General features: G+C 53.0%; 14 protein-coding genes and 1 pseudogene. 12 read left to right on the forward strand and 3 right to left on the reverse strand.

What is annotated here, in order from left to right; all coding sequences use genetic code 11:
- Positions 1-329: 329 nt before the first annotated feature.
- Positions 330-1,394, forward strand: coding sequence for an NAD-dependent epimerase/dehydratase family protein (locus RBH71_RS12540; protein WP_323687341.1), 1,065 nt, complete (start codon positions 330-332; stop codon positions 1,392-1,394).
- A gap of 148 nt (positions 1,395-1,542) precedes the next feature.
- Here RBH71_RS12540 and RBH71_RS12545 read toward each other — a convergent pair whose 3' ends face one another.
- On the reverse strand, positions 1,543-2,631 hold the full coding sequence (locus RBH71_RS12545; RefSeq protein WP_323687342.1) for a hypothetical protein: 1,089 nt from the start codon (positions 2,629-2,631) through the stop codon (positions 1,543-1,545).
- Between the two features lie 43 nt (positions 2,632-2,674).
- Positions 2,675-4,570 (reverse strand): glycosyltransferase family 2 protein, encoded by a 1,896-nt coding sequence (locus RBH71_RS12550; RefSeq protein WP_323687343.1) that lies wholly within the window; start codon positions 4,568-4,570, stop codon positions 2,675-2,677.
- Between the two features lie 216 nt (positions 4,571-4,786).
- Between RBH71_RS12550 and RBH71_RS12555 the strand changes: the two genes are divergently transcribed.
- Positions 4,787-5,056 (forward strand): hypothetical protein, encoded by a 270-nt coding sequence (locus tag RBH71_RS12555; RefSeq protein WP_111796541.1) that lies wholly within the window; start codon positions 4,787-4,789, stop codon positions 5,054-5,056.
- A gap of 24 nt (positions 5,057-5,080) precedes the next feature.
- Here the strand turns inward: RBH71_RS12555 and RBH71_RS12560 are convergent, their stop codons facing one another.
- Positions 5,081-6,256, reverse strand: coding sequence for a polysaccharide biosynthesis/export family protein (locus RBH71_RS12560; protein WP_174006480.1), 1,176 nt, complete (start codon positions 6,254-6,256; stop codon positions 5,081-5,083).
- A 302-nt stretch (positions 6,257-6,558) separates the two neighbouring features.
- Here RBH71_RS12560 and RBH71_RS12565 point away from each other — a divergent pair.
- The 10 genes and pseudogenes from RBH71_RS12565 to RBH71_RS12615 all read left to right on the forward strand — a co-directional run bounded on the left by RBH71_RS12565 (position 6,559) and on the right by RBH71_RS12615 (position 24,525).
- Positions 6,559-14,012, forward strand: a pseudogene (locus RBH71_RS12565) (type I polyketide synthase).
- 1 nt (position 14,013) lies between these two features.
- The gene (locus RBH71_RS12575; RefSeq protein ID WP_323687346.1) at positions 14,014-15,414 is read left to right on the forward strand and encodes an aminotransferase class I/II-fold pyridoxal phosphate-dependent enzyme; all 1,401 of its coding nucleotides are present in this window, start codon (positions 14,014-14,016) and stop codon (positions 15,412-15,414) included.
- Positions 15,415-15,439: 25 nt separating this feature from the next.
- A complete protein-coding gene (locus RBH71_RS12580) occupies positions 15,440-16,228 on the forward strand; it encodes an SDR family NAD(P)-dependent oxidoreductase (RefSeq protein ID WP_111800024.1) in 789 nt (262 codons plus the stop codon).
- Positions 16,229-16,230: 2 nt separating this feature from the next.
- The gene (locus RBH71_RS12585; protein WP_323687347.1) at positions 16,231-17,838 is read left to right on the forward strand and encodes an LTA synthase family protein; all 1,608 of its coding nucleotides are present in this window, start codon (positions 16,231-16,233) and stop codon (positions 17,836-17,838) included.
- Complete coding sequence (locus RBH71_RS12590; protein WP_323687348.1) at positions 17,835-19,097, forward strand: capsular biosynthesis protein; 1,263 nt, start codon at positions 17,835-17,837, stop codon at positions 19,095-19,097. The genes RBH71_RS12585 and RBH71_RS12590 overlap by 4 nt, the downstream gene beginning before the upstream one ends.
- A 154-nt stretch (positions 19,098-19,251) precedes the next feature.
- Complete coding sequence (locus tag RBH71_RS12595) at positions 19,252-20,166, forward strand: class I SAM-dependent methyltransferase (protein WP_323687349.1); 915 nt, start codon at positions 19,252-19,254, stop codon at positions 20,164-20,166.
- Positions 20,167-20,192: 26 nt separating this feature from the next.
- Positions 20,193-21,230 carry a hypothetical protein gene (locus RBH71_RS12600; protein WP_323687350.1) on the forward strand — a complete coding sequence of 346 codons (1,038 nt, stop codon included), beginning with the start codon at positions 20,193-20,195 and terminating at the stop codon, positions 21,228-21,230.
- Positions 21,231-21,248: 18 nt separating this feature from the next.
- On the forward strand, positions 21,249-22,508 hold the full coding sequence (locus tag RBH71_RS12605) for a capsule biosynthesis protein (protein ID WP_162692114.1): 1,260 nt from the start codon (positions 21,249-21,251) through the stop codon (positions 22,506-22,508).
- Positions 22,509-22,517: 9 nt separating this feature from the next.
- Entirely contained in the window at positions 22,518-23,171 is a 654-nt protein-coding gene (locus RBH71_RS12610; RefSeq protein WP_111800028.1) for an ABC transporter ATP-binding protein, read from the forward strand.
- 73 nt (positions 23,172-23,244) lie between these two features.
- A complete protein-coding gene (locus RBH71_RS12615; protein ID WP_111800029.1) occupies positions 23,245-24,525 on the forward strand; it encodes a capsule biosynthesis protein in 1,281 nt (426 codons plus the stop codon).
- Positions 24,526-24,613 lie beyond the last annotated feature (88 nt).

The following is a 24,613-nucleotide window of genomic DNA, read 5'->3' on the forward strand; positions in this document are numbered from 1 at the left end:
CAATACCTTTATTTTACAAGGCAGCTGTGGTTCTCCTGAATATTGCTTCTAGGGAGGGACGCGGATATGAAGACCGGCATCTTCTCCGCAGAACTCATTAGATATTTGGTCAAGCATCTTATGGCCAGGAAGAGGTGCATTGATCTCGTCCGGCGGTAGCAAGGCAACAGCACCAGCCGATTTTATCCGTTTGCCGACGCGCGCTGATTTTAAGTGACAAGGGCTTGAGTTCCGCAGTGCGATACGGCATTAGGAATCTCGATACCCAACGCGAAGCTTATCCGTAAATTAGCGAGACGCGCGTCAGTCAGCTAGGGTTGTTGGTTGCCGTGTTAGGGAAGAAATTGACGAAAAGTTGTATTATAACCGGCGGTGCGGGATTTATAGGGGGCGCTATCTCGTCGTCCCTGGCTTCATCTTTCGATCGACTAGTGGTTATCGATAATTTTCATCCCCAAGTTCATGACGGTAGAAAGCAGAAACAGGCTTGCGATCCGCGCATTGAACTTGTCGTGGGAGATGTCGCAAGTGCCGACACATGGGACAGTGTGTTGGACAGTATTTCACCCGACCTTGTCCTGCATCTTGCCGCGGAAACCGGCACTAGCCAGTCGCTGAAAGAAAGTACGCGCCATGGCATGGTGAACGTGGTTGGCACAACCCAGATGCTTGATGCTTTTCTGCGGCACTCAGTGATACCGAAGCGGATTGTTCTCACATCCAGTCGAGCAGTGTACGGGGAGGGGGAGTGGATCGATGTCAATGGGCTAAGAAGTTACCCGGGACAGAGGTCGAAATCGATGCTCGACGAAAAAGTCTGGGATTTCCCCAATCTTAGATGTCTTCCCTTTGAAGCGGATACAACCCAAACGCGGCCAACCAGCATTTACGGTTCAACGAAGCTTGCGCAAGAGCATATATTGGAGTCGTGGACAAAATCATTCGGCGTTGAACTAGCGATACTTCGTCTACAGAACGTCTATGGCCCTGGACAGTCTCTTATCAATTCCTATACGGGAATAGTCCCGTTTTTTATGAGCACAGCGCGAAACAAGCAGAGTATTCCAGTATATGAAGACGGGAATATCGTGCGGGATTTCGTATACATCGACGATGTTGCTGAAGCAATTGTTAGTATTGCTCTGAATGGTCCCGATTCAGACGTTGCATACGATATCGGTTCTGGTCATCCAATCTCGCTCTACACTTTAGCAAGTAAAATTGCGAACTTCTATGGAGCTCCCCCGCCACATGTCACGGGGCAATACAGGCACGGGGACATACGGCATGCTAGTTGCAACATGCAGAAGACTATATCCAGACTAAACTGGTCTCCAAGTTGGGGCATGGAGGATGGTATCGATGCACTCAATCAATGGATTGTTACTCAGTAGCGAAAGTAGAGCAGACCAGGTGAACACTGAACCGCTCCGGGCTTGCCGGAGGCTGTTTCTGTGAAATCGTGGTGACGTAAACGATATACTTTCAAGGCGATTGCATCATAGGGGAAACCGAAGATGAGCCGTTTTTGGGGCACGCGTATTAGTTGATACCCATCTTCAGTCCTGAAAGATCACACGCCTTCTCAGCCATGCATGCGACGCGGGCACGTGTTGCATCAGCTGTATTTTCTCTCAAGTCTGCATCGTCGATGAGATCGACAATGGCCTCCGTCCAAAGCACCGAATCGTATGGCAGGAGAATTTCGTCTCCATCCCGGTTCGTCCCATATGCTTCGCTTAACGAAAAGACTGCGGCGGCTCCAAAGCGTGCCACGTCAATCCGTTTTGTTGGTGAGCGGCAGGCATTGACGTGTGAAGGGCAAAGAGGCACGAGCATGATATCGATGGGTCGGTTCGTGCTTTCCGCTAGGTACTCAGCCCAGGAGACCGGACTACGCACCGTAACTCGATCCATCTTATTCCAAATCTTCCTCGCGCGCTGGTCAGCAAAGACCTCAAACCGCGCGTTCGGCCGTTTTTGCAGGACCGTAGCGATTATCGGCTGAAGAAATCGATGTTCGCTGTAATGAACCGAGGTGGCGTGATAAGCGATCAGGACCTCGCTGCCTAAGGGGCGCGATGCTCTTTTGATATCCCACAATTGCGGAGGAGGGGCCGGTGGAACGACCAGGAATTCAACGCCGCCGAGGCTTTCACCAAGGCGTTGTGTGGAGACCCAAACAGCGTCGAGATAACGATTTAGCTGCTTCAGGGGATAGAGACCACGATAATACAGGAAGAAACGATATGCGAGAGAGGCGTCGCGTCCTAAAATGACTGCAGGTATGTCGTCGTCGAGAAACAGAACGACACCTGCAAGTTGGTCTTGGTTGCGCCTGATCCATCTCGTAGCGCTTGAGGAAGCGTACCGGCACAGAATGACCAGGGCACCCTCAGCGTTCAGATCGTCGAAATTCTTGCCTCTTATGTCGGCCAGCTGATAGTCGAGATCAGGGCGGTCGGCGAAGCGCGCAGTAAAATAATAGTCTGCAGTCGGATTGGGATGGCGGCCAAATACGATGACATTCTTTACCGGGCGCTGACGAGTTTCTCCTGCATTCTGACGTACAGCCGGTCTTGGCAGGAGTTTTTCGTGAATAGCGTGCCGGAAAATCTTGAGTATCGTCATGTTTGCGGTCCGCAGGCACGGCGTAACTTAGAGGTGTCAAATCTCATGGGTTGAGCAACCTCTTCGCCTCTGGTGTTCGATGGTGCAGCTTCCGCGGTGACGCATCCAATACATAATCTCCACCAGCCAGTGAGAGATTAGGATTATAGTGGGGATCATTCGACAGCAACGGTCCCCATTTTTCATGCATGTATTTCTCTTCGGCAGCAAAGCGCCGCTTCTTTTCAGGTGTATCGTCTGCTCGTCTGGATACTGATTCAAGGTGCGTCAGGCAAGCATGCGGGGTCCAGATAATTTTCTTGCCCTGAACGGAGACCTTCAAGCAATAATCAACATCGTTGAAGGCAACTGTCAGGGCTGCTTCATTCATGCCGCCCACATCTGCCCAAAGCTGTTTGCGGGTAAGAAGACAGGCCGCGGTGACTGCGCTAACCTCTCGCCTTTGGGAAATCAGGCCAATATCCTCGCCGCCCTGCGGATGGCGGAAGTGAAAACTGTGGCGGGCAACCGAACCTGCACCAAGCGTTACCCCGCCATGTTGGATGAAACCATCCGGGAAGAGGAGGAGAGCGCCGCAAGCTCCGACGTTTTTATCTTCCAGTTCCGTTACCATCCGCTCGAGCCATTCCGGGTGCAAGGGCTCAACGTCGTTGTTCAGAAGCAGGATCAGTTCTTGCCGCGCGGCATCCACGCCGAGATTGCAAGCCTTTGCGAAGTTGAATGGTCCGCGCATCTGGATGCGGCGGATCTGCCCACTTGCTTCGTATCTTTCGAAGAGCTGAAGCGTCTTCGCATCTTGGCTGTCATTGTCAATAACGATGACGTCAAGCTCTGCATTGGATGTTTTGTTGAAGAGGCCGTCCAGACACATCGACATGAGGTCGGCCCGATCTCTTGTCGGAATAACAACGCTTACTTTGCAAAGCCGGTCTAATGGCGGCGGCGCTATCACGCGGGCGGGAGGTCTGGGCGTTGGACGATGAAGCAGCGGAGCGGGGATATGAGCGATGCTGCCGTGGCGGGCGGCTGCAATGAGAAGCTCGCCCGCCGAACTACTGGTCAGGTCTAGGTCTGTTGGCAACGCAGCCACCCGAATTGCTGCTCCATCGGGAGCGAGCCAGCCGGATTGTGCCAGAGGTGCGTTGAAAGCCGGTTTGAAAAAGGGTTTTCTGTGGCCCGATTTCGCGTCGAAGTAATCCTCGTCGCAGTAGGTCGCACTGATTTGGTCATCGTCCGCGATAGGCTTGATAAGACGGGCAATGGCGTCACTGTCGAATTCCATCCCGGCCAGCAGGCGTATCCAGATAGCATCCCTCTCATTTGCAAATGCATCTGCACTCGAAGGCGACGGAGTTTCGCAGACGTATGGATATGTCTGATTGTCGAGGGATTTTCGAGTTTTCTCGGCGAGCGGTCCATTCCCAGTGATGGAGTAGAGAACCTTTGGGGTCTTTGCTAAATCCGCCGCATCTGACCGGATTTCGGACCGGTAGTGCACATCTCGCCACTCAAGATAGGAGGGCTCGGCCATGCTATCGAGCAGCCTGACGATGCGGAATTGGAAGCCGCGAATATTACCTATCGCAAGAAGATAAAGTGCTCGCGCCACGGTTCTGGGCGAGAAAAAACTGAGGCGCGCGATAAGCTCAATGGATGAGAGTTGCCGGGCTTGGTAGGGCAATTGCTCCATCTTTGAACCCTTGCCTGTGGTGACCGAGATTGACGATAGATCGACTGGCATCCAACCGAAAAATGTCCCCCGGCCATCCATGCCGATCAACAGGGAGCGAGTGACGACTTCAGGAACGCGATCGCGCCGATGAAGATTGACCATGCAGACATAGGGCTTGCCGATCCGCCGACCCTTAATCCTGATCATTACCGGTTTGTCCGCCAGCGCAATGAACCCTTGTTGTGCGCCTCCCTTACTCGCCAGCATCCCGTCAAAAATCCATTCTCAATTTAGCGATCAACTTCAATTATGTGCGTAAGGCGCCTGCCAGGAAACACCACATTATATCAGCCGTGGTTGCGGGCTTGCAATCTATTGTCGAAAAACCAACGGTAAGAATCAACGGCACCAAGCTGCGTCAGCGCTTAAGGAAAACTCTCTCCTTTCGTTGGGAGTTTCATCCAGTTTCTGCTAGATGCAGTTATGGGTGACGATCTGAGGCAGGTTTTGACTATTTTGCACGAAGCGGGCGGTGAAGGCGTCCCTTCCTATGAGATTGGCTGGGAAGCTTGTATGACGCCGGCCATCAACGTTGCGCTGAATATGGGCTATATGCGTTATCGTGAGCATTCGGGCGAACGGTATTTCTATCTGACACCAGCTGGCTATCAGAAGATCGGAATCGTGCCATTGTCTGCCTGGACCTATTTGGCATCCCTGTTAAAGAAAATAGTGGGGCTGGGGCGAAGATAGCAGTCGCCGCCCTCTCGCCCATCATCAGTTGAAATTGTTGTAAACGCCTGCACCACCGGCAACGATACCGACCGGCTGACCTATGATCGCCAGGAATCGTGTGAAATCCACCGATGGATGACGGGACGCATAAATGACGTCGCGGGCCTTAACGTCAAAGTTCTGTCCAGTCAGCATGCTGCCGGCTTTGGTCATGTCGAAGCGATAAACAATGGGGTAGCGGCCAAGTTTGTCCGTCCGCATGCCTTTTCTTATCAGCTCGTTGAAACGCTGCTGGCCCAGCAGGTCCATAACGATATCGGGCTCTTCATATCGGAACACAAAGTAACCCTTCATGTCGCTGGTCTCGGCCGAGCCACCGCCTCCAAGTGCGACAGCTTCCAAGAGATTGAGATCATTTGCCCCAAACTCCAGTCGGTTGTTGGACCTGACAGAACCCAGGACTGTAAATGTTCGTGGCTCTCGGGTTACGAAAACTTGATCTCCTGGCTGAACGTAGATGTTCTCTCTCGGGTTTTGCACCAGCGTCTTGAGCAACACGGTACCCGTCTTCGATTGGCGAGTAAGCGTGACGTAGCTTTCGTATGGCTGAGCTGTTGGCCCTCCCGCCTTTGCGAGAACTTCCATGATCGTTTCAGGAACCAGATTAAGCGGCACGACAGCCGGGCTCTTCACCGCGCCGGAGACGGTCACATTGCGAGATGCCGTTCCAGCGCTATTGATGATGACGTCCGGTTCGACCGCCTTGCTCACCAGAGCTGCCAATATTGTTTGCCGTGCCTGTTCAAGTGTCTTTCCGGCGAAAGTGACAAGTCCAACGTATGGAATAGCCGCCTTACCGTCCGGTTGAACCACAATATCGAGCGTTGTCTGTTTAGAATCGCCTGTTGAAAAGAGACCGTCAGAGCCAGCCTCGAAGATTGTGATCTTGAGCTGATCGCCAATTCCGATGACAGGACGCTTCACGCCTCCACCGATACCGAAACGGCTTTGCAACAGTTTTCCGTCAAATTTTGAGATGAGGGTCGCAGAATTAACGTCGATGTCCACAATGTCGAACACTACGTTTTGTCCCGTGGACGCCTGCGTCGTAGATTGCTTCGATTGCTCAAGCACATCGGACGCTAAGGGACCATCACCGGGAAGATTGTTGCACGACGTCAGGCTCAGCCCTACCAAAAACAAGCCAGCTTTCTTCACAATTTCCCCAATATCTAAAACCCACAAGCCGATCCCCAATAGCAAGAAAGTGTTAATGATGGCTAGCCCGCATAGCGAGCATAGAAAAAAAACCTTTCGTGGAACTTGAAAATTTGACATCACGGCATCATTGCAGCAGTTGTATCCGCATTGCAGCAATTGTATCTGATCGTAGTAATTTTTTGCGGCTTGTTGCTTGGTTGGTTTGTTTGAGCCACGCTAGGTTGTAAATGTTTGAATTGTTGGGCTAAGTTGAGCAAGGCCACGCGCTTAAGCGGGTGGTGCCCTAAAGTGGATTAAGTATGGCAGTCGAAATTCTTGGGCGTGCGTGTGTCGCTCCCTCTGCGGGAAATGTGCTGGAACTGCTGACTCTTCTGCGGGAAGAGGTATGCGCAGTCACTTCGATACCAGGCGATCGCTGGAACAAGGCGCGCTTCTGGCATCCTGCCAGAAGCATTCCGGGCAAAGCCTACACATTCTCTGCCGGCGTGGTCGATGATGTCTTTGAGTTTGATCCAGCATTGTTCGGCCTTTCCGCTCGCGAAGCAGCCTATATGGATCCGCAGCAGCGCATTCTCCTTCAGACGGTTTGGCGGGCGATCGAAGACGCAAGGATCGATCTTGTACAGCTGAAACAAGAACGCGTCGGCGTTTATATCGGTGCGTCGTCGCTGGACAGCGGAAATCTCCAGGTGGAGGATCCCGCATCCGGCAGTCCGCATTTTATGACCGGCAACACACTTTCGATCATTTCCAACAGAATTTCGCATATCTTCGGTCTGAATGGACCGAGCATGACGATCGATACGGCATGCTCCTCGTCTCTCGTTGCGCTTCATCAGGCAAGATTGGCGCTTGAAGGCGACGAGATCGACACCGCTATCGTTGGCGGCGTCAATCTTCTTTTGCATCCCTTTTCATTCATTGGTTTTTCGCAGGCCAGAATGCTGTCGCCAGAAGGGCTTTGCCGGGCCTATGGGGAGAACGGTGAGGGATATGTCCGCGCCGAAGGCGCTGGCGCAATTGTTTTGCGGCGTGCTGATCGCGTCGCTTCGGAAGGTAGCCGGAGCCGTGCGACCCTGGTTGCCACGGGCGCGAATTCGTCCGGTCGAACAAACGGAATTTCGTTGCCGTCCAGAGAGGCGCAGGCACAGCTGTTGAGTTCCGTGTACGATGACAACGGCCTTGATCGGAATGACCTTGTCTTCGTTGAGGGGCACGGCACCGGAACGAAGGTAGGCGATCCAGCGGAGCTGTGGGCAATTGGATCCGTCCTCGCGCAGGGCAGATCAGAGCCGCTGCCAATCGGTTCGATCAAGTCCAACATCGGACATGCCGAACCTGCATCGGGAATTCTTGGTCTTATCAAAGCAATGTTGGCGCTGGAAAATGACTTTGTGCCAGCTTCCTTGCATGCTGAGGAACTCAATCGAGCGGTAGACTTCGAGGATTTGAATATCGAAGTGAACCGTGTCGCACGACCGCTTCGACGGGGTGCGAGACGGCGGCTTGCGGGCGTCAACTCATTTGGTTTCGGCGGTACCAACGTTCATGTGGTCATCTCCGACCCCCCGAATTCAACATCTGCTCAAGCGGCACAATTTAGCGGCCTTTTCGTTTTATCTGCACACACACAGTCGGCGCTTCAGTCGTTGTTGCGAGACTACGATTCACGACTCTCGTCGTCTACGCGCGATCAAGTCGAGCAGCTTATTTCCGCCAGCCAAAATCACATGGCGCTCAAACATCGTTTTGCAGCTTCCGGCGCGAATGCAGCGGAGATTGCGACAGCGATATCGTCTTACCTGAACGATGGGAAAGGCCATTGTGCTGAAGTTGGCGAAATACCAAGCAAGTTGATCAAGACCGCGTTTGTCTATGCGGGTAACGGATCCCAATGGGCTGGAATGGGCTTGGATGCCTATAGAACAAATGCGGATTTCCGGGCTCGTTTCGATGTCTTCAGCGATTTATTCGTTGCGCGCGCAGGTCTTGATCTATCTGTGCTTCTTCAGTCGCCTGAATTGGAAAAGACCCTGCGTGACACGCGCGTTGCGCAGCCAATGCTGTTTGCCATTCAGGCCGCTTTGACGGACTGCCTGGTTGATAACGGGGTGAAACCGGACGTGGTTCTGGGGCATTCTGTCGGCGAGGTTGCAGCCGCCTATGCGGCGGGAATTCTGTCGGCCGAGGATGCCGTAACAATCGTTACAATCCGATCCAAGCACCAACATTCGCTGGCAGGCAAAGGCACGATGGCCGCTGCTGTGATGTCAGAGGCATTTGCCGTTGCGTTCGCGCAGGAGCATGGTCTTGATAACATCACCGTCGCGGGGGTGAATGCCCACAATTCGGTGACGATTTCTGGCCCGACCGAAGAGGTCAAGCAGTTCAAGGCATTGTCGCAGTTGTCGCGTCACGCGGTACATGTTCTTGATATTGATTACCCTTTCCATCATCCGGTGATTGATGGAGAGAAGGCGGAGTTTCTTGATGAGATTCCTTCGCTTACGCCAAAGTCCGGACATACTGCTTTCATATCGACGGTGACCGGATCGTTTGTCGACGGTGTGGAGCTCGACGCCGAGTACTGGTGGAGAAACGTCCGTGAACCCATTGCTTTCGAAGCGGCGGTCAGTCTCGCCACTGAAAATGGCTGCAATGTCTTTCTTGAGCTTTCGCCACGACCCATTCTATCGAACTACGTAGTAGAAACGGCGAAGCAGGCGTCTGCATCCGTCGTGGTTTTGCCGACCCTGAAACGGCCGGGTGCCGATGTCGGTGAAGACCCGATCATTTCGACGATCCTGCGCGTCGTTGCTCATGGCGTGGACGCGCAGCCAGCTGCGACGAATCGCTATGTCGCGCCCTTCGATCTGCCAACAATTCCGTTTGAGAATGTTAGCTGCCGGCCTAACTCCACAACTGACGCAATCAACGTTTTTGGTCGGGATGGCGCTGATGGGCCATACACCTTGTTGGGTTGGCGCAGCGACCCCAATTCTTCCGTATGGAAGAACCACGTGGATGCCCAACTGTTTCCGGATCTTGCCGGGCACGTTGTTGATGGCAAGTCTATTCTGCCGGGCAGCGCCTTTATCGAAATTGCCGTTCAGGCCGCACGGAAATATTACGATGTGGCGGAAGTCGAGATCACGAACCTCGAGATATTCCGCCCACTCGAATTGCGGGAAAGCAAGCTCGTCGAGCTCTCGACCAAGCTTTCTCCCGAAACGGGTCTCGTCGAAATCGCATCACGCGAGTATCTGAGTGATGACGGCTGGACGATCCACGCCACCGCACGCAGTCGCAAGCCAACGGACCGCTTCGGCGGGGTAAGGCTCCCGCTTCCCGGATGTGAGAAGATCCGTACGATCGGCGCTGTCGAGGCCTATCAGACGGCACGGAGTTTCGGTCTCGACTACTCCGCCGGTTTTCAACTTCTTACGCAGGCGGAAGTCTACGACACAAAGCACGTCTTGGTTCAGTTGCGACCTGCTGCGGCTCCTGTCCATCCCTATTTGAGTTACGGCCTCGATCCGGTATCGACAGACGCTGCGTTCCACGGGCTCGTCGCGCTCTTTGGTCTGTTGACGGGTGAGGGTGACGGTGCACCGTATATACCGGTTCGGTTTGGTTCTGTTCGCACCGCTTCATCAGCAAAAGCGATATCGAGCGCTGTCATCGAGATACAGCGTTTCAGCCCCCACAGCCTCAAAGCGAGAATTGATCTCATTGCAGAGGATGGGACACTGGTTGCTTTCCTTGATGACTGCCGGTTCCGCCGGACGTGGCTCAGGCAGCATACAACGCTGGAAACGGTTACGTTTCATTACGAAGCGGTTTCTGGAACAAGCGGTGGTTTCGGCCCGTTAAAAGCGGCGAATGCGGACCGGCGCGGTCGGCTGCCAGTCTTCGATTCTGTACCTGTCGGAGAAGCCACGCTCATACTCAATGCGGCTGTTCAGCGGGCTTCTTTTGACATCGCTCGACTGCTTGCTGACGATGAAGGCGCAGTTGCACTCGCCATGCTCCCGGGAAGCCAAGATTTCCAGTGCTATTTGTCAAGTTGCCTCTATGCGCTTGAGGACGCAGGAATGGCGCAGTCCAGTGAAGAGGGATGGCTGTTACAGCCTTCCTGTGACCTGCCGCCTGTCGAAGAGCTTCTCAGGCAAATCAACGCTCGTTTTCCTGACCGCGTTGCCGAGGCCGTGCTCGTTAACAACGCCTATAGAGAGACGCTGGAGCGGCTATCTCTTCAGCCTTCCCAGTTGCAGTCTGGTGGCAGCACTTCGTTCTTGAGCGAAGCGACGCTGGATCATGTTCGCCACCATACAGCCTTGGCACGTGAGCGCGAATCGCTCGTGCTGGCGGCGGTCGAGAATGCGCTTTCCGATGTATTGCCCGGTGATGACTTTACTATCATTGAGACTTGCGCGGTGTCCCCTGCGTTCAGTCAACGACTGTCTGAAATGGCGGTGCTCAAAGGGGCACAGCTCATCATTGTTGAACCTTCTGATCATCTGCGTCGGACGCTCGAAATAAACTTCGAACGCAATCCCTCCGTCTCCTGCCTGGACCTAGATGATGCAATTTCGCTTGCTCGCGCGGACCTGATCGTGAGTGCCAGCGGATATCTCTATGGAAAACTGGGCCGCAAAAAGGGACTGCAAGCGGTTCTGAGGACGGCAGCTTCGACCGGTGGCCGCGTTGCTGTTGTTGAGCTGGCATCATCCGGATTTGCCGATTTTGTCTTCGGCCTGACGGACGGCTGGTTCGCAGCTAGCGTTACGGCTGAGTTTCCGATTGGGCAGTTGTCCACTGAGACACAATGGGGCGACTTGCTCGCCGAGTGCGGTTTTTCTCAACCAGAGTTCAGGCAGCTCGATAATGCCGACGGCACGCTGCTGCTCGTAGAGGCTGTGGCTTCAGGCCACGTGACAGCAAATCCCGATAAGGTGAAGTCCTTTGAAACCGTTGTGGAAATCACGCAACGGCAAAAGGATTGCTCGCTCGTATCTGACGGCACCTTCAAGCGCCTGTACTGCACGGCAGAGAAAGCCGATGCGGTATTTGCTGAGTACTTTGCGAGCGCGCAGGGTCCCTTTGCATTCGTATTCGATACGGCGGGCCAAGGCGACGGATCTGACTGTTTGCAGGATGCGATTCAGATACTCAGCGCTTTTGCCGAAGCCGCACGCAATCATCTTCGCTCAGCGAGCTCACCTTCACGAATTAGACTGCTCGTCCTCGCTACGGGTGGCTCACCAGCGGGTTCGGTTGGGCTCGATCCGGCAGCAAGTGGGGTCTGGACTTTCGCTCGCGTCCTGCAAAACGAATATGACGAGTTGGACGTCTTCCTGCTCGACGCAGCCGATGATGGCGAGTTGCGGTCGAACGCTGTCTCCGTGTTGTTGTTTTACAAGGAGCGAGAGAGGGAGTGGGTGCAAGATCGAAGAACCGGTCTGCTCTCCGTCGTACGCGCGGTACCCGGCCACGCATCCCAAGCAATGCTGAAGACGACAGGTTTCGCAAGTGCGACGATCCGCCAACTTTCGGCGGGACGCATCGATTCCATCTCATGGGAGCAAACTGACGTTCCGGCTCCAGCTCCTGGGGAGGTCAGCATCAAGGTTGCTGCAACCGGGCTGAATTTTCGTGACGTCATGTGGTCTATGGGGTTGTTGCCGGAGGAAGCCCTCGAAGATGGCTTCGCCGGTGCTACAATCGGTATGGAAATGTCGGGCACCGTTGTTGCAGTGGGTACGGGTGTTACCGACCTTGTTCCCGGAGACGAAGTTATGGGCATAGCGTCGCAGGCGCTGTCCACCCACGTCACTGTCGCTCGAGACGGGGTCACAAAAACTCCCCCTGGTATCGACCCCGCTGCCGCCGCGACCGTTCCTGTGGCATTTTTGACCGCCTATTATGCGATGGTCGAACTCGGTCGCATTCGGAAGGGCGATACGATCCTTATCCACGGCGCAGCCGGTGGGGTCGGGCTAGCCGCCCTTCAGATTGCCAAGCTCCATGGAGCAAAGGTTATTGCGACGGCGGGTACGGTCGAAAAGAGACGATTTTTGTCGCTCCTTGGTGCCGACCACGTCTTCGATCCCGATCCCTTGCCTTTGTTGGCGATGTCTTGCGCGTGACCGACGGGCAGGGCGTGGAGCTTGTACTCAATTCCCTGTTCGCAGAGGCAATGGAGCGTAGTTTCGAACTCCTCAAGCCGTTCGGTCGTTTTCTGGAGCTCGGGAAAAGAGACTATTACTCCGATCGCAAGCTCGCTCTTAGACCTTTCCGTCGGAACATTTCGTATTTCGGCATCGATGCCGACCAGCTTCTCGTGAACGCACCTGATCTTACGCGGCGTATTTTTGCGGAGGTTGGATCGCTGTTTGAACAGGGCAAGCTTGCTCCGTTGCCGTACCGATCGTTCAATTACGATGAAACCGCATCCGCGTTTCGGTTGATGCAGAATGCGGGTCATATCGGCAAAATCATCATTCGCCCCCCTGTAACTGATAGGGACGCGGTGCAGAAAGCGAGTGCTGGCCAACTCGCACTGAGCCGAGGTGTCTATCTTGTCGTCGGTGGGATTGGTGGATTTGGATTGGCCGCAGCCGACTGGCTGTCGAGCAGAGGAGCGACGCATGTTGCTCTTTGCAGCAGGCGCGGAATTCCAGACGAGGAAACACTTGCCGCCATTGTGAAATGGAATGCTGCTGGCATCGCCTCAAGTGTGCATGCCTGCGATGTCGCGGACGACGCCTCACTTGGTATTCTGCTTGAAAAATTGCGCGCTCTTGGTCCGATCAAGGGTATCGTCCACGCCGCCATGGTTCTCGATGACGCGCTTATTTCCCATCTGGATCGTCAGCGCAATCGGGCGGTCATCGAGGTGAAGGCAAATGGCGCGAGTAACCTTGATCGCCTCACGCGAGAAGACGAACTGGAGCTATTTCTGCTCTTCTCGTCCGCGACGACGATGATCGGAAACCCGGGTCAGGCTAACTACGTGGCTGCGAATGGATATCTGGAAGGCCTAGCCAGATCGCGAAGGGCTGCGGGCCTGCCTGCATTGGCGGTTGGTTTCGGAGCGATTGCCGACGCAGGTTTCCTGTCGCGCAATACGGATGTGAACGATATTCTTGCGCGGCGTATCGGGAAGACGGCACTAAAGGCAAAGAGCGCTCTTGGCTTCGTTGAGCGTATTCTTGTCAACGATATCGGGACGATAGAAGCGGCCGCGGTAATGGTTGCGGAGATCGACTGGGCAAGTGCGTCATCACTACCGTTGACGTCGCAACCGCTGTTTTCCGCTATTCCTCGTCACGCCATCTCGAATTCGGGTGGTGGCGACGGTGAACGGGTCGATCTCGCTGCACTCGTCGCAGGGAAATCGCGTGAAGAGGCTAACGCCGTTCTTCACGAGTTCCTTGCTGGCGAAATTGCTTCCATCCTTAAAGTTGCGGAAGACAGTATCAAGCCCGACAAGGCCCTTAAGGACATTGGTCTGGACAGTCTGATGGCAATGGAGCTCGGAACCAGCTTCCAGCAAAAAACAGGAGTAGATATACCCTTATCGGGAATGGGAGATGGCGCGACGATCGGTGATATCGTGCAAAAGCTTCACGATAAGGTTGTATTCAGCACGGTTGCGGACCAAGCCGAGGGCGGATCGGAGGGAACCTCCATTCTTACGGAGCTGACCGAAAAGCATGGCACCAATGTGAATGAACGGAAATCAGCTTAAGATGGTGGACGAAAGTGACCGCAATGCCAGCGTGCCGAACGCAGCTGGTACCGACTACATGGAAGTACTTCGTAATCGGCACGAAGCCGCTGGCCAAAATCGTCTTGCCAGGGTCAACAGGCGAGCGCCGGCTCGCGTAAAGTCTCCCAAGCGCTTCGATGATCTGCCGGAATACAAAAAGATCGTTGCGCAGAAGGCCATCAGTGATCTTGCTGGGGTCGATAACCCTTTCTACCGCTCTCACGAAGGTGCTGCAGGCGCGACAACGCGCATCGACGGCAGAGAAGTCATCAACTTTGCGTCTTACGACTACCTTGCGACCAATACGCATCCGGCCGTGCATAAAGCTGCTGTCGCGGCCATCGATCAGTTCGGGATCTCCGCTTCCGCAAGCCGCCTGGTCGCGGGCGAGCGTCCTCAGCACGGGCTTCTTGAACAGAAGCTTGCGTCGATTTACGAGGCAGAGGAGGCGGTTTGTTTCGTGAGCGGCTATCTCACCAATTCGACCGTGATCAGCTGCATCGTAGGGCCAAAGGATCTGGTGATCCATGATGAGCTCATTCACAACAGTGTGTTGTCCGGTATCAAACTTTCAGGCGCCACCCGCCGGTTCTTCCGACATAACGACACCGCCGATCTGGAAAACATCCTGACAAGTATCGAGGGTGAGTTTGACCGCATACTCGTCATTGTCGAAGGCGTGTACTCGATGGATGGGGACGTCGCGGCACTTCCGCAGTTGATCCGCCTCAGGGCGCAGTTCGGTTTCTGGCTCATGGTCGATGAAGCCCATGCACTCGGAGTGCTTGGAGAAAAGGGCAGGGGCACGTTCGAACATTTCGGGATCGACCCTGCAAACGTTGACATCTGGATGGGAACACTTTCCAAAACGGCCTCCAGCTGTGGTGGCTATGTGGCGGGATGCTCCCCTCTCATTCAGATTTTGAAGGCGCATGCGGGCGGCTTTGTATACAGCGTTGGCCTTGCGCCAGTGCTGGCGAGCAGTGCGCTTGCGAGTCTTTCGATCCTTGAAAGCGAAACACATCGCGTTGTTCGGTTGGGTGAAAATGGCAGGTTGTTCCTCGAACTTGCCAAGCGCGCCGGTTTGGACACGGGTCCGAGTGCGGGCTATTCCGTGGTGCCAGTTATCGTCGGAGACTCACTGCGCGCCGTGCAATTATCGAATGAGCTGTTGAAGGTGGGCGTCAATGCCCTGCCTATCATCTATCCTGCCGTGCAGGAGGGCATGGCTCGCTTGAGGTTCTTTTTGACCTGCGACCACACGAGCGATCAGATCGAAACGGCTGTTCAGCTGACCGCTGACATCCTGAACGATCTCGTAGAACGCAAGGTCGGTCTCGCAGGCCTCGACATGCAACAGGTCGCAAAACTATTCACTTAATCTATCCCGAGTTTGGAAATGGCCTATGCCTCACATCATCATCACGGGCGGCTCGAGTGGTATCGGTTTGGAAGTTGCCAGGATATATCTCGCCAAGGGCTACCGCATTTCCCTGATCGCTCGTGAAGAGGCTCGGCTTCGCTCGGCCGCTCGAGCGCTTACCGGCACAGATTTGGTCGAGGACGATTCCGTTTTTGTAGTGTCGGCAGATGTGAGTGATGAAAACGCGTTGCAACGAGCGGTCATTGCTGCGGAAGCAAGGCACGGTCCCTGCGATGTTCTGGTCGCGTCAGCCGGTCGCGTCGATCCACAAGAGTTCGATAGGCAGCCCACCTCCGTCTTCGACGCACAATTAGCCGTCAACTTCCTGGGTTGCATTTATGCGGTTCGGGCTGTGCTAAGCGGTATGAAGCAGCGGTCTAGCGGCCGTATCATGTTGATCTCATCTGGGGCGGCCCTGATCGGCATTCCGGGCTACAGCGCCTATTGTGCCTCGAAGTCGGCGTTAGCAGCTTTCGGCGAGACTCTCAGAAGTGAGCTTCACGGTTCCGGTGTAACAGTGAGCATGAGTTTCCCGCCGGATACGCTCACGCCGCAATATGAGCGTGAAATTCTGCTTCGCCCTAAGCTTGCCCAGCGTCTGATGGGCACTGTGCCGCCGTGGCCAGTTGATAAAGTGGCCAAAAAGATCGTCTTGGGAACAGAGAAAGGAGCGCCTCAGGTCCACTTTGGTGCTTCGTTGACAATGTTGTCGTATTTCTCCGCTTTTATCAAACCGCTTTTATACTGGCGCATGCAACGGATATCAGCCTGATCATGGACCTTGACCTGTCTGAAATGGCGCCGCATGCCGACTACCCCTTTGCCATTACGGCCGCTTCCTTCGCTGTTGCTGTCATCATCGTGTATCTTACCGATCCGCTTGCCATGCCGCAGCAAGTGAGACGGGACAATCGCCTGCCACATAGTTGGCAGAGGGTTGTCATCGAGCATCTCGCCAGACTGCCGATCATCCTATTTGTGTTCTCGATTTTCTTTGCCATATCCTGGAGGCCGCTCTATTGCGGGCTTGGGACGATCAGCTTCTTCATCATATTTACTGGTATATCGCGCGTAAAATACGTTTTTATCCGAGAACCTCTGGTGTTTTCCGATATCGCCCTCGTGGTTGACGTCTTTAAATATAAGAGCATTTTTTACGCCACGAACCTCAACGTCCTGTTCTGGATCGTGGCTCTTTCCTATGTTTTCGGGGTATCCGCACTTTTCATGATCGCGGAGCCATCGATCATACCTGGTCAGCTCACGTGGCTGTGGATTCTGGTCGGGGTGCTCGTCCCGAGCCTGTCCGTCCTACTCCTGTTCGTCAAACCCATCGGACATTATGCAGCGTCGATAGCTCAGTGGCTCTTGACGACGCTGAATGTGAAATCGAACACGACGCGTTTCGGCACCTTTGCGTCTGTCAGCTATCATTTCATGATGTGGCTCGGCATGCGACGCGATGCAATCATCGAGGAACTGGCTCAGGGACTGCAAAGCGTCATCCACGATTTACTGGGGCAACCGAGCCGGGAATCGCCGTTGGTAATCTTCTGGCAATCGGAATCGTTTATGGATCTTCGCAACGTCGGCTGCGACGATCTCGAATTGCCGACGATCGACATGCTGAAGGACCGCGCCGCGCAATGGGGCAGACTCACCAGTGTCTTCGAAGGCGGATATACGCTGCGGACCGAGTTCGCCGTATTGAGTGGCTTGCAGCCGGATGATGTTCATGCAGATGCGAGCTATCCTTACCTTCGTGCATCACATTATGCCGACGTGGTCTGGCCGAACAAGCTACGCAAGGCAGGCTGGTATACGCACTTCATACACCCATATGACCGGACGTTTTTCCTTAGGCACAAGGCGATGCCGATTTTAGGTTTTCGCGACATGACGATGCTCGATGATTTCGATCACGTCCCAGCGCGCGATGGTGCATATGTCTCCGACATGCGTCTTACTCGGAAGGTACTGGATATCGCCGACACCATCGAGAAACAGCAGTCGGCGCTGCTCTTTGTCGCCTCAATGGCCAATCATGGTCCGTGGGAGCCAGGACGCTGTGAAGGCCTTACCGACCCGGTCGAAATCTACAAGGAACTTTTGCGCAAGGCAGATGAGGCTCTGGCTTACCTCATCGAAGAGCTCGACAAATATGATCGCCCGGTCTGGCTGGCATTTTATGGTGATCATGCGCCGCTTCTGAAAAAATATGCGGATCCTTTTCCTGATCCAAGAACGGACTATTTCATTGTCCCGCTTGCGAAAGCAAAAGAGGACAAGCACGTCACAACGCGCTCGAGGTTGGAGGCGCCCTGGACCCTGTTCGAGACGCTGCTGTGGCACGCGCATCTTTACAAGGAACAGTTCAAGTGACTTCACAAGGACCTTATCTTTTCCTGCAGGGACCATCCTCGCCGCTCTTCGCAAAAATTGCTGGACACCTCACGCGGGCTGGACATGCGTGCTACCGCATCAATCTCAATGTCGGCGACCAGATCTTCTGGCGCAGGGGCGGGGCGGTCAATTATCGCGGCCGCTTTGAAAACTGGGGTACCTTTATCCGCCGGTTCCTTATCGATCACCGTATCAGGACTATTATTCTGCTTGGTGAGGAGAGACCCTACCACAAGGAAGCGGTGAAGGCGGCCAAGGAGCATGGCGCAACTGTCGTCGTTATCGAAATGGGGTATCTGAGACCCGATTGGGTGACGGTTGAGCGGGATGGCATGTCATCCAACTCTCACTTTCCCAATGACCCCGAGGCAATCCTAAAAGCAGCAGAAAACCTTCCCGAGCCGGATTGGACGCGTAAGTTTACGCAGACATTTCTTGCCGAAGCGCTTTTCGATCTCGGCTATTATCTGCCGGCTTCTTTTCTATGGTTTCTGTTTCCCCATTATCGGTTTCACGGCATTTACCATCCCCTTGCTGAATATGCCGGATGGATTGGTCGCTTGGCGACTAAACGTCGGCGTGAAAACGGGGCGGAGCTCGTTCAGAACCAATTGAGGTCGTCACCGGGCTCCTGGTTCGTATATCCGTTGCAGCTCGAAACCGACTATCAACTGAGAGCGCATTCGCCTTTCAATTCGCAGAAAGAAGCAATAGCGCTCGTTCTGCGATCCTTTGCAGGAAACGCAGACAAGGCTGCACGGCTGGCGATCAAAGTTCATCCGCTCGACAATGGCCTCATATCGTGGCGGCGGGTTATCCAATCGAATGCCGAACAGTTAGGGATTGCCGACCGCGTTTTCTTTCTCGATGGAGGCGATCTTGGCGTTCTCTTGAAAGGCGCAGGGGGGATAGTTACGGTGAATTCGACTGCTGCACTCGCCGGTCTCACTCTCGGGATCCGGACAAAGGTACTTGGTTCAGCGATCTACGACATTCCGGGTTTGACAGAGCAACGATCCCTCAATGAATTTTGGCGGTCAGATATCAAGTCTGACAGCGCCTTGAGAGATGCGTTCTTCCGTTTGGTTGCGGCGTCTATTCAAGAAAGAGGAAATTTCTATGGGCGTGAGGGAGTTAGTGCAGCGAGCGATGCACTCGCCAAGCGCATAAGAGAGGACGCCTTAAACATGCCTGGCGGTGATGCTGGTTGGCCGCCGAGAAAAAGGACATCAAAATAAAAAGCCGCAGCGTGTTGAGGCATTGCTTGCTGTTCCTTTCAATACGGATAAAAGAGGCCGTGACTGGCTATCATTCTTGAGGTGCGATCTAGCTGTTGAAAGACAGTGCCTTCCTGAAATCAGAACTATCAAAACGCGGAATGACGGGTGAGACATGCAGCAGATATGGCGGGGTGTAAGTAAAGTTACCTCGAAGATTCTACTGAATCTAAGCGAAACTTTATTTTCGGTAGCGAATACTCTCAACGAGCGGGCAACCGTTACGACTTCCCATAACAGGCACCTCGATGTGAAATCGGAGGATGGTTTCGATCAATACGAAATGCGCATGCCTCATCCGCAAAACGCGATCGAGGCTTTAGCTGGCTGGACATCTGCATTTCCAATCGAAGGTATAGTTGCAGGGAATACTCCTCTATTTGCTGACGAGAGGATATTCGGCGCGCTTAATGCTTTCGGATCAGTTGAAGGCTTGCAACTCCTTGAGGTTGGGCCACTCGAGGGAATGCATACCTCAATTTTAAATCAACACCGTCCCGCAAACATTGACGTCGTCGAGGCTAACAAGTCCTGTTATCTTCGCTGCCTGGTTACGAAAGAGATACTCAAACTCGATCGCGCATCTTTTCATCTAGGGGATATTCAAGAGTGGCTGCGTCTCACTGATCGCCAGTATGATTTTGCGCTTGCCTGTGGGGTACTTTACCACATGCCTGATCCAGGTGAGTTTTTGCGATTGTTGGCGATGCGTGCAAACTCGATTTTCATCTGGACGCATTACTATGATGAAACAATGATGCCAGCAGGCGATGTACGAAGGACGCCGTTTAGTGGAAAAGTGGAGACCAGGTCCATTGCTGGGCTAGATGTCAGCTATTACGAACGTAGTTATCAACACGCGCAGGACAACGCCTCGTTTTGCGGCGGAATGAAGGATCGGCATTACTGGCTACAGAGAGACGAGATACTTGTCCTTCTTAGGCACCTCGGTTACAGCGAGGTCGTCGTGCAGGGCGAATATACGGAGCACCCCGGAGGCCCGTGTTTCTCAGTTTTCGCGCGTCGCTAACCCGTTTTCATGCTTAGGTCAGGTCATTGCTCTTTAATGTCGAATATGATCATGGAGATATTATCGAAGGGTACGTCATTCCCGATGGCTTTTCCGATGAGGCAACAGTCGTCGTAACGAAAGATGACGGAACCCTTATAGAGTTACGTTGCGACCAGTGGCGGCCAGCTGTCGTTCAGTCTGGCCGCCATGAATCCGGTCTAGTAGGTTTTCGTATCAGCACGGAAATGATTCCGGATCTTTCGCAACAAAAGCAATTGGCGATACACGACGTCAAGACAGGTTTGCTGGTCTATAGACGGGCACCTAAAGGTCGGGCCGTAAACCTTAAGATCATACGCGTCGAGTTCAACATGTTGCCGACGATGAAACAGGACGCGTTCTTTGGGAATATCTTTCAGTACGCCATCTCGTCCGTTGAGCGGTTTGGGCATGAAACTACTCTGCAAGTATTACATTTGAGTTCTGTGCCCTCAATTTACATCAGTGGTCGAATTCTTTTTCGGAATTATGAAGATTTTCTTGATAGAGGTTTCATAGCAGTAGCAGATATACCTGATCCTTACTACGAGTTGGCCAGCAGACTTTTCGTTATCAAAGGGTTGGCCAGAAACGTGGTGAGCTTCGTTAGCGACCGAGACAAGCTGATACTCGCGCCCGCTGCCGAGCACTTCAGCGACGTGAATTTGGATGATGATCTTGCGATAAAACGTGCCTTTAAAAGGGCTTCGGATAAGGTGAGAAGCGTTTTGACTTCACCTATTACGAGGCAATTGGTGTGCACTTATCCTGAACAAAAAGTCACTCGCAGCGATGTTGCTGCAGCCATAGGCACGCTTGCACGGTTTACGATCGTTGGTCGGGGAAGCGATGGTGTACATTTTCAGAACGCATTGAGCGAACTACTTGAGGTAAATCCGAGTATCATTCCCATTGCTCCGCAATATTCCACTATAAACTTACTCGCTGGACGTTTGCGAGAAATCCCGGCAGCTGAGGAGCTTTTAGAGGAAGACCTTATCTTTGACCACTACTTACGCGAAGCGATGAGCAAAGCGTCTTAAGGATGGCAGTAGTAAGCGATGAATGAAACCAATACGACACTTGCCTCAGAAAACGATAGAACGGTGCCGCCAAATTATGCGCCTGTATCGCCGTTGGTGCGCTTGTCGAACGGGATAAGACGCAGGCTAACGACGAGACAAGTTAGTGCAATTGACCAGACCGATGATGCACAGCAGGCCAATCCCCAAACGGGGGGGCCTCCTTGGATGTCCATCACGTTTTTACTGGTGGTTGTTATCCCCTCGGCATTATCCCTATTATATTTTGTTTTTATTGCATCTGACCAGTATGTGGCGGAGGCACGATTTTCGGTTCGTTCGCTCGTTGAAGGAAGTGAGACGGAGAATGTCGATTCCGGCCCAATAGGTATGCAGGCGTCGTCGCAGGACGCAAGCGTCGTGACAAGCTTCATTAGATCATCAGAGATACTGAAGCGTTTGGATGGGAAGATCGATTACCGTGGAATGTTCGCAACTTCTGATGCAGATTTCATTGCGCGCTTCGATCAAACCAAGTCGAAAGAAGTATTCCTCGAATACTGGATGAAACATGTGTCGGCTTACATCGACGGTCCTTCAGGAATTGTGACGCTTACAGCACAGACATTTTATCCCGAAGACTCCGTGAAGCTCGTTCATGCGATCTTAGAAGAGAGCGAAAAGCTGGTAAATGAGATGTCCGTCAGGGCGCGTGAAGATATGCTGGTAAGCTTCAGGAATGAAGTTGCTCGAACTGGTGATAACTACCGTGAGGCACTCACGAAGTTAAACCAACTTCAAAAGCAATTCGGCTTGCTGAGTCCTGCCGATCAAGCGACGCAGAAGAGTGCTCTGCTGACTGGCCTACTGTCTAAGAAAATGGAAATGGACAGCAGACTTTTTGTTCTGAGGCAGTCTAATGGCGCTGAATCGCCTGCTTATCGCCAATTGTTATTGACCCGTCAAAGTCTAGAAGAGCAGATCGCCAATCTAAGAAACCAATTGACCGGTGGTGAAGGAGCATCTTTATCAAATGTTATAACGGATTTTACCGCGCTTGAAACGAACAGATTGGTCGCAGAGCAACTATACGAGTCTGCTCGTAAAAATTATGAACAGGCATTTTCAGCTGCGCTGAAAAAAGCCCTGTACTTGACCGTATTTGTAAGCCCGGTCCTGCCAGATGACGCGGTATACCCGAGACGGTTACTGGCACCTTTTCTCGTTTTCATCGGCTTGGTTTTGTTCTGGTCCACTCTGGCATTGGTGTGGGCGTCCGTAGAAGATCACCGGTTGTGAGAGGGTACTATGATACGCTTCACTAACGTCTCAAAGCATTTCAAGACACAAAACCACAGAAAAGTCATACTGGATCGGGTTAGTATTGATTTTCAGCGGGGTTATTCATACGGCATACTTGGAGTAAACGGAGCGGGTAAGTCAACGACGATGAGAATGATCGCAGGCACAATCCTGCCGAACTCCGGTCGCATTAGCAAAGATGTCAGAGTTTCGTGGCCTCTTGGATTTGCCGGTGGTTTTAATCCGGACATGACCGGAAAAGAGAATCTCAACTTCGTTGCCCGCGCGTACGGTGAAGATGTTCTACGCGTGTCGCGGTTCGTTGAAGAGTTCGCCGAACTTGGTGATTACATTAACGCCCCCTACAGAACATATTCATCCGGCATGGCGGCGCGTTTGGCTTTCGGTCTTTCGATGGCCATTCAGTTCGATTGCTATCTCGTTGACGAAATTACAGCTGTGGGCGATGCCCGCTTCCAGGAGCGCTGCCGGGTTGCCTTCGACCATCGTAGAAAGAACTCTGACATAATTATGATTTCTCACGGAATGGACACTATCAAGAATTTTTGTGACAGGGCCTTACTTCTGGTTGATGGACGAATGATCTTTTACGACAATGTCGAGCATGCTATTGAGGCTTATTATCGGCTGAACCGGTGACATTATAGCGTTAGTAAGGCTTGCTTGCCGCCAAGTTGTACCCAGAAAAGTCGTGGAGATCGGTGACCTTTGAATGTCGCAGCATGGTGAGGAAATCAGTTCCAGTTCTTTGGTGAATCTGGAAACCAGTCGTAAAATATCTGAGCGTTTGGCGTCATCCGCGAGGAAATTGCGGTTTTCGACGTCCTCGCGAAGCAACCTTTACAAGATCGTGGGCCTAAGACCCCGCCTCTCCGATCGCATTTTCAAACTGGCGGTGATCCTGCTAACTTTGATACTGCTGATTGTCCCCAATGTTGTATCCATCGTGTATTTCGGCCTGCTGGCCTCTGACCAGTACCAATCCGAGTCTCGTTTCACGGTTCGTTCGTCCACCCCTGCCATGGGGAAAGATCAAGTCACGCGCGTCACAGGAATTCCATCGGCGAAGATCGTCCAAGACACACAGATCGTTATAAACTTTATCAAAAGCCACGAAATGATTGCTTTTCTAACTGAGCAAGATGTTGATCTGAAATCGATATTTGGGAAAGAGACGATCGATTGGTGGGCGCGACTGCCAGTGGACGCAAGTGGTGATGAAGTCAAAGAGTACTGGGACGGCATGGTAGATACGTCCGTCAGTGCAGCCAGCGGAATTGTAACTGTCAAAGTTCGGGCGTTTTCGCCTGAAGACGCAGCTATGTTGGTGTCGCAAATATTGAAAGCTTCGGAGGTTGTCGTAAACCGCGTGAACGACCGCATTTGGCACGATGTTACATCCACCGCGGAGAAGAACCTCGAGAACGCTCAAGCGGCTCTTCAAGCGGCGCGGAAAACTGTAGCTGAAGGCCGGAATCGTGACGGCGTCCTGACGGTGGAGGGAAGTGCCCAAGTCATAAACAATCTAGTCACCTCGCTGGAAGCCGAAAGGTTAAAATTACGGCAGCGATACGACGCGCAGCGCGCGCTCGTATCTGACAACTCGCCGCAGATGCGTGTCTTGCTGCGAGAGATCAGCAGCAAAGATCAACAAATCGCCGAATTGAATAGACGGCTTGCCGGGTCATCGGTCGATAAAAACAACGATGGGCGCAATCTGGCTGATGTATCTCAGGATTTTTCTCAGCTTGAACTGACGCTCAGTTTGGCTGAACAGCAATTCGCATCAAGCGTGCGAACTCTAGAACGGATACGCTTTGTAAGCAGGCAGCAACTTCTCTATCTCGATAGTTTTCTAAGCCCAAGAGTACCAGATGACGCTCGTTACCCGAAAAGAACGTTATGGATTGTGTTAACGCTCGTTGCGAGTGCACTGACGTGGGCTATCGCTTTGGCTTCGGCTAATCTAGCGCGTACACGATTGGCGCATTAAAAATGGTTTAGTCATGTGAACCTCGCTTATCGTTAAAAATAAACCTGTATGATTGGTTTATAAGTGGAACATCGACTAAGCCAAGTCA

Origin of the sequence: Rhizobium sp. AN68, from assembly GCF_030758035.1 — a bacterium.
In the GTDB taxonomy this organism is placed as follows: Bacteria; Pseudomonadota; Alphaproteobacteria; order Rhizobiales; family Rhizobiaceae; genus Agrobacterium; species Agrobacterium tumefaciens.

Excerpts from the sequence above, each read along its gene's own strand:
- RBH71_RS12545 (WP_323687342.1), bottom strand. The coding sequence starts at position 2,631 with ATGACGATACTCAAGATTTTCCGGCACGCTATTCACGAAAAACTCCTG.
- RBH71_RS12550 (WP_323687343.1), bottom strand. The coding sequence starts at position 4,570 with ATGCTGGCGAGTAAGGGAGGCGCACAACAAGGGTTCATTGCGCTGGCG.
- RBH71_RS12555 (WP_111796541.1), top strand. The coding sequence starts at position 4,787 with ATGGGTGACGATCTGAGGCAGGTTTTGACTATTTTGCACGAAGCGGGC.
- RBH71_RS12575 (WP_323687346.1), top strand. The coding sequence starts at position 14,014 with ATGGTGGACGAAAGTGACCGCAATGCCAGCGTGCCGAACGCAGCTGGT.
- RBH71_RS12580 (WP_111800024.1), top strand. The coding sequence starts at position 15,440 with ATGCCTCACATCATCATCACGGGCGGCTCGAGTGGTATCGGTTTGGAA.
- RBH71_RS12585 (WP_323687347.1), top strand. The coding sequence starts at position 16,231 with ATGGACCTTGACCTGTCTGAAATGGCGCCGCATGCCGACTACCCCTTT.
- RBH71_RS12595 (WP_323687349.1), top strand. The coding sequence starts at position 19,252 with ATGCAGCAGATATGGCGGGGTGTAAGTAAAGTTACCTCGAAGATTCTA.
- RBH71_RS12605 (WP_162692114.1), top strand. The coding sequence starts at position 21,249 with ATGAATGAAACCAATACGACACTTGCCTCAGAAAACGATAGAACGGTG.
- RBH71_RS12610 (WP_111800028.1), top strand. The coding sequence starts at position 22,518 with ATGATACGCTTCACTAACGTCTCAAAGCATTTCAAGACACAAAACCAC.
- RBH71_RS12615 (WP_111800029.1), top strand. The coding sequence starts at position 23,245 with ATGTCGCAGCATGGTGAGGAAATCAGTTCCAGTTCTTTGGTGAATCTG.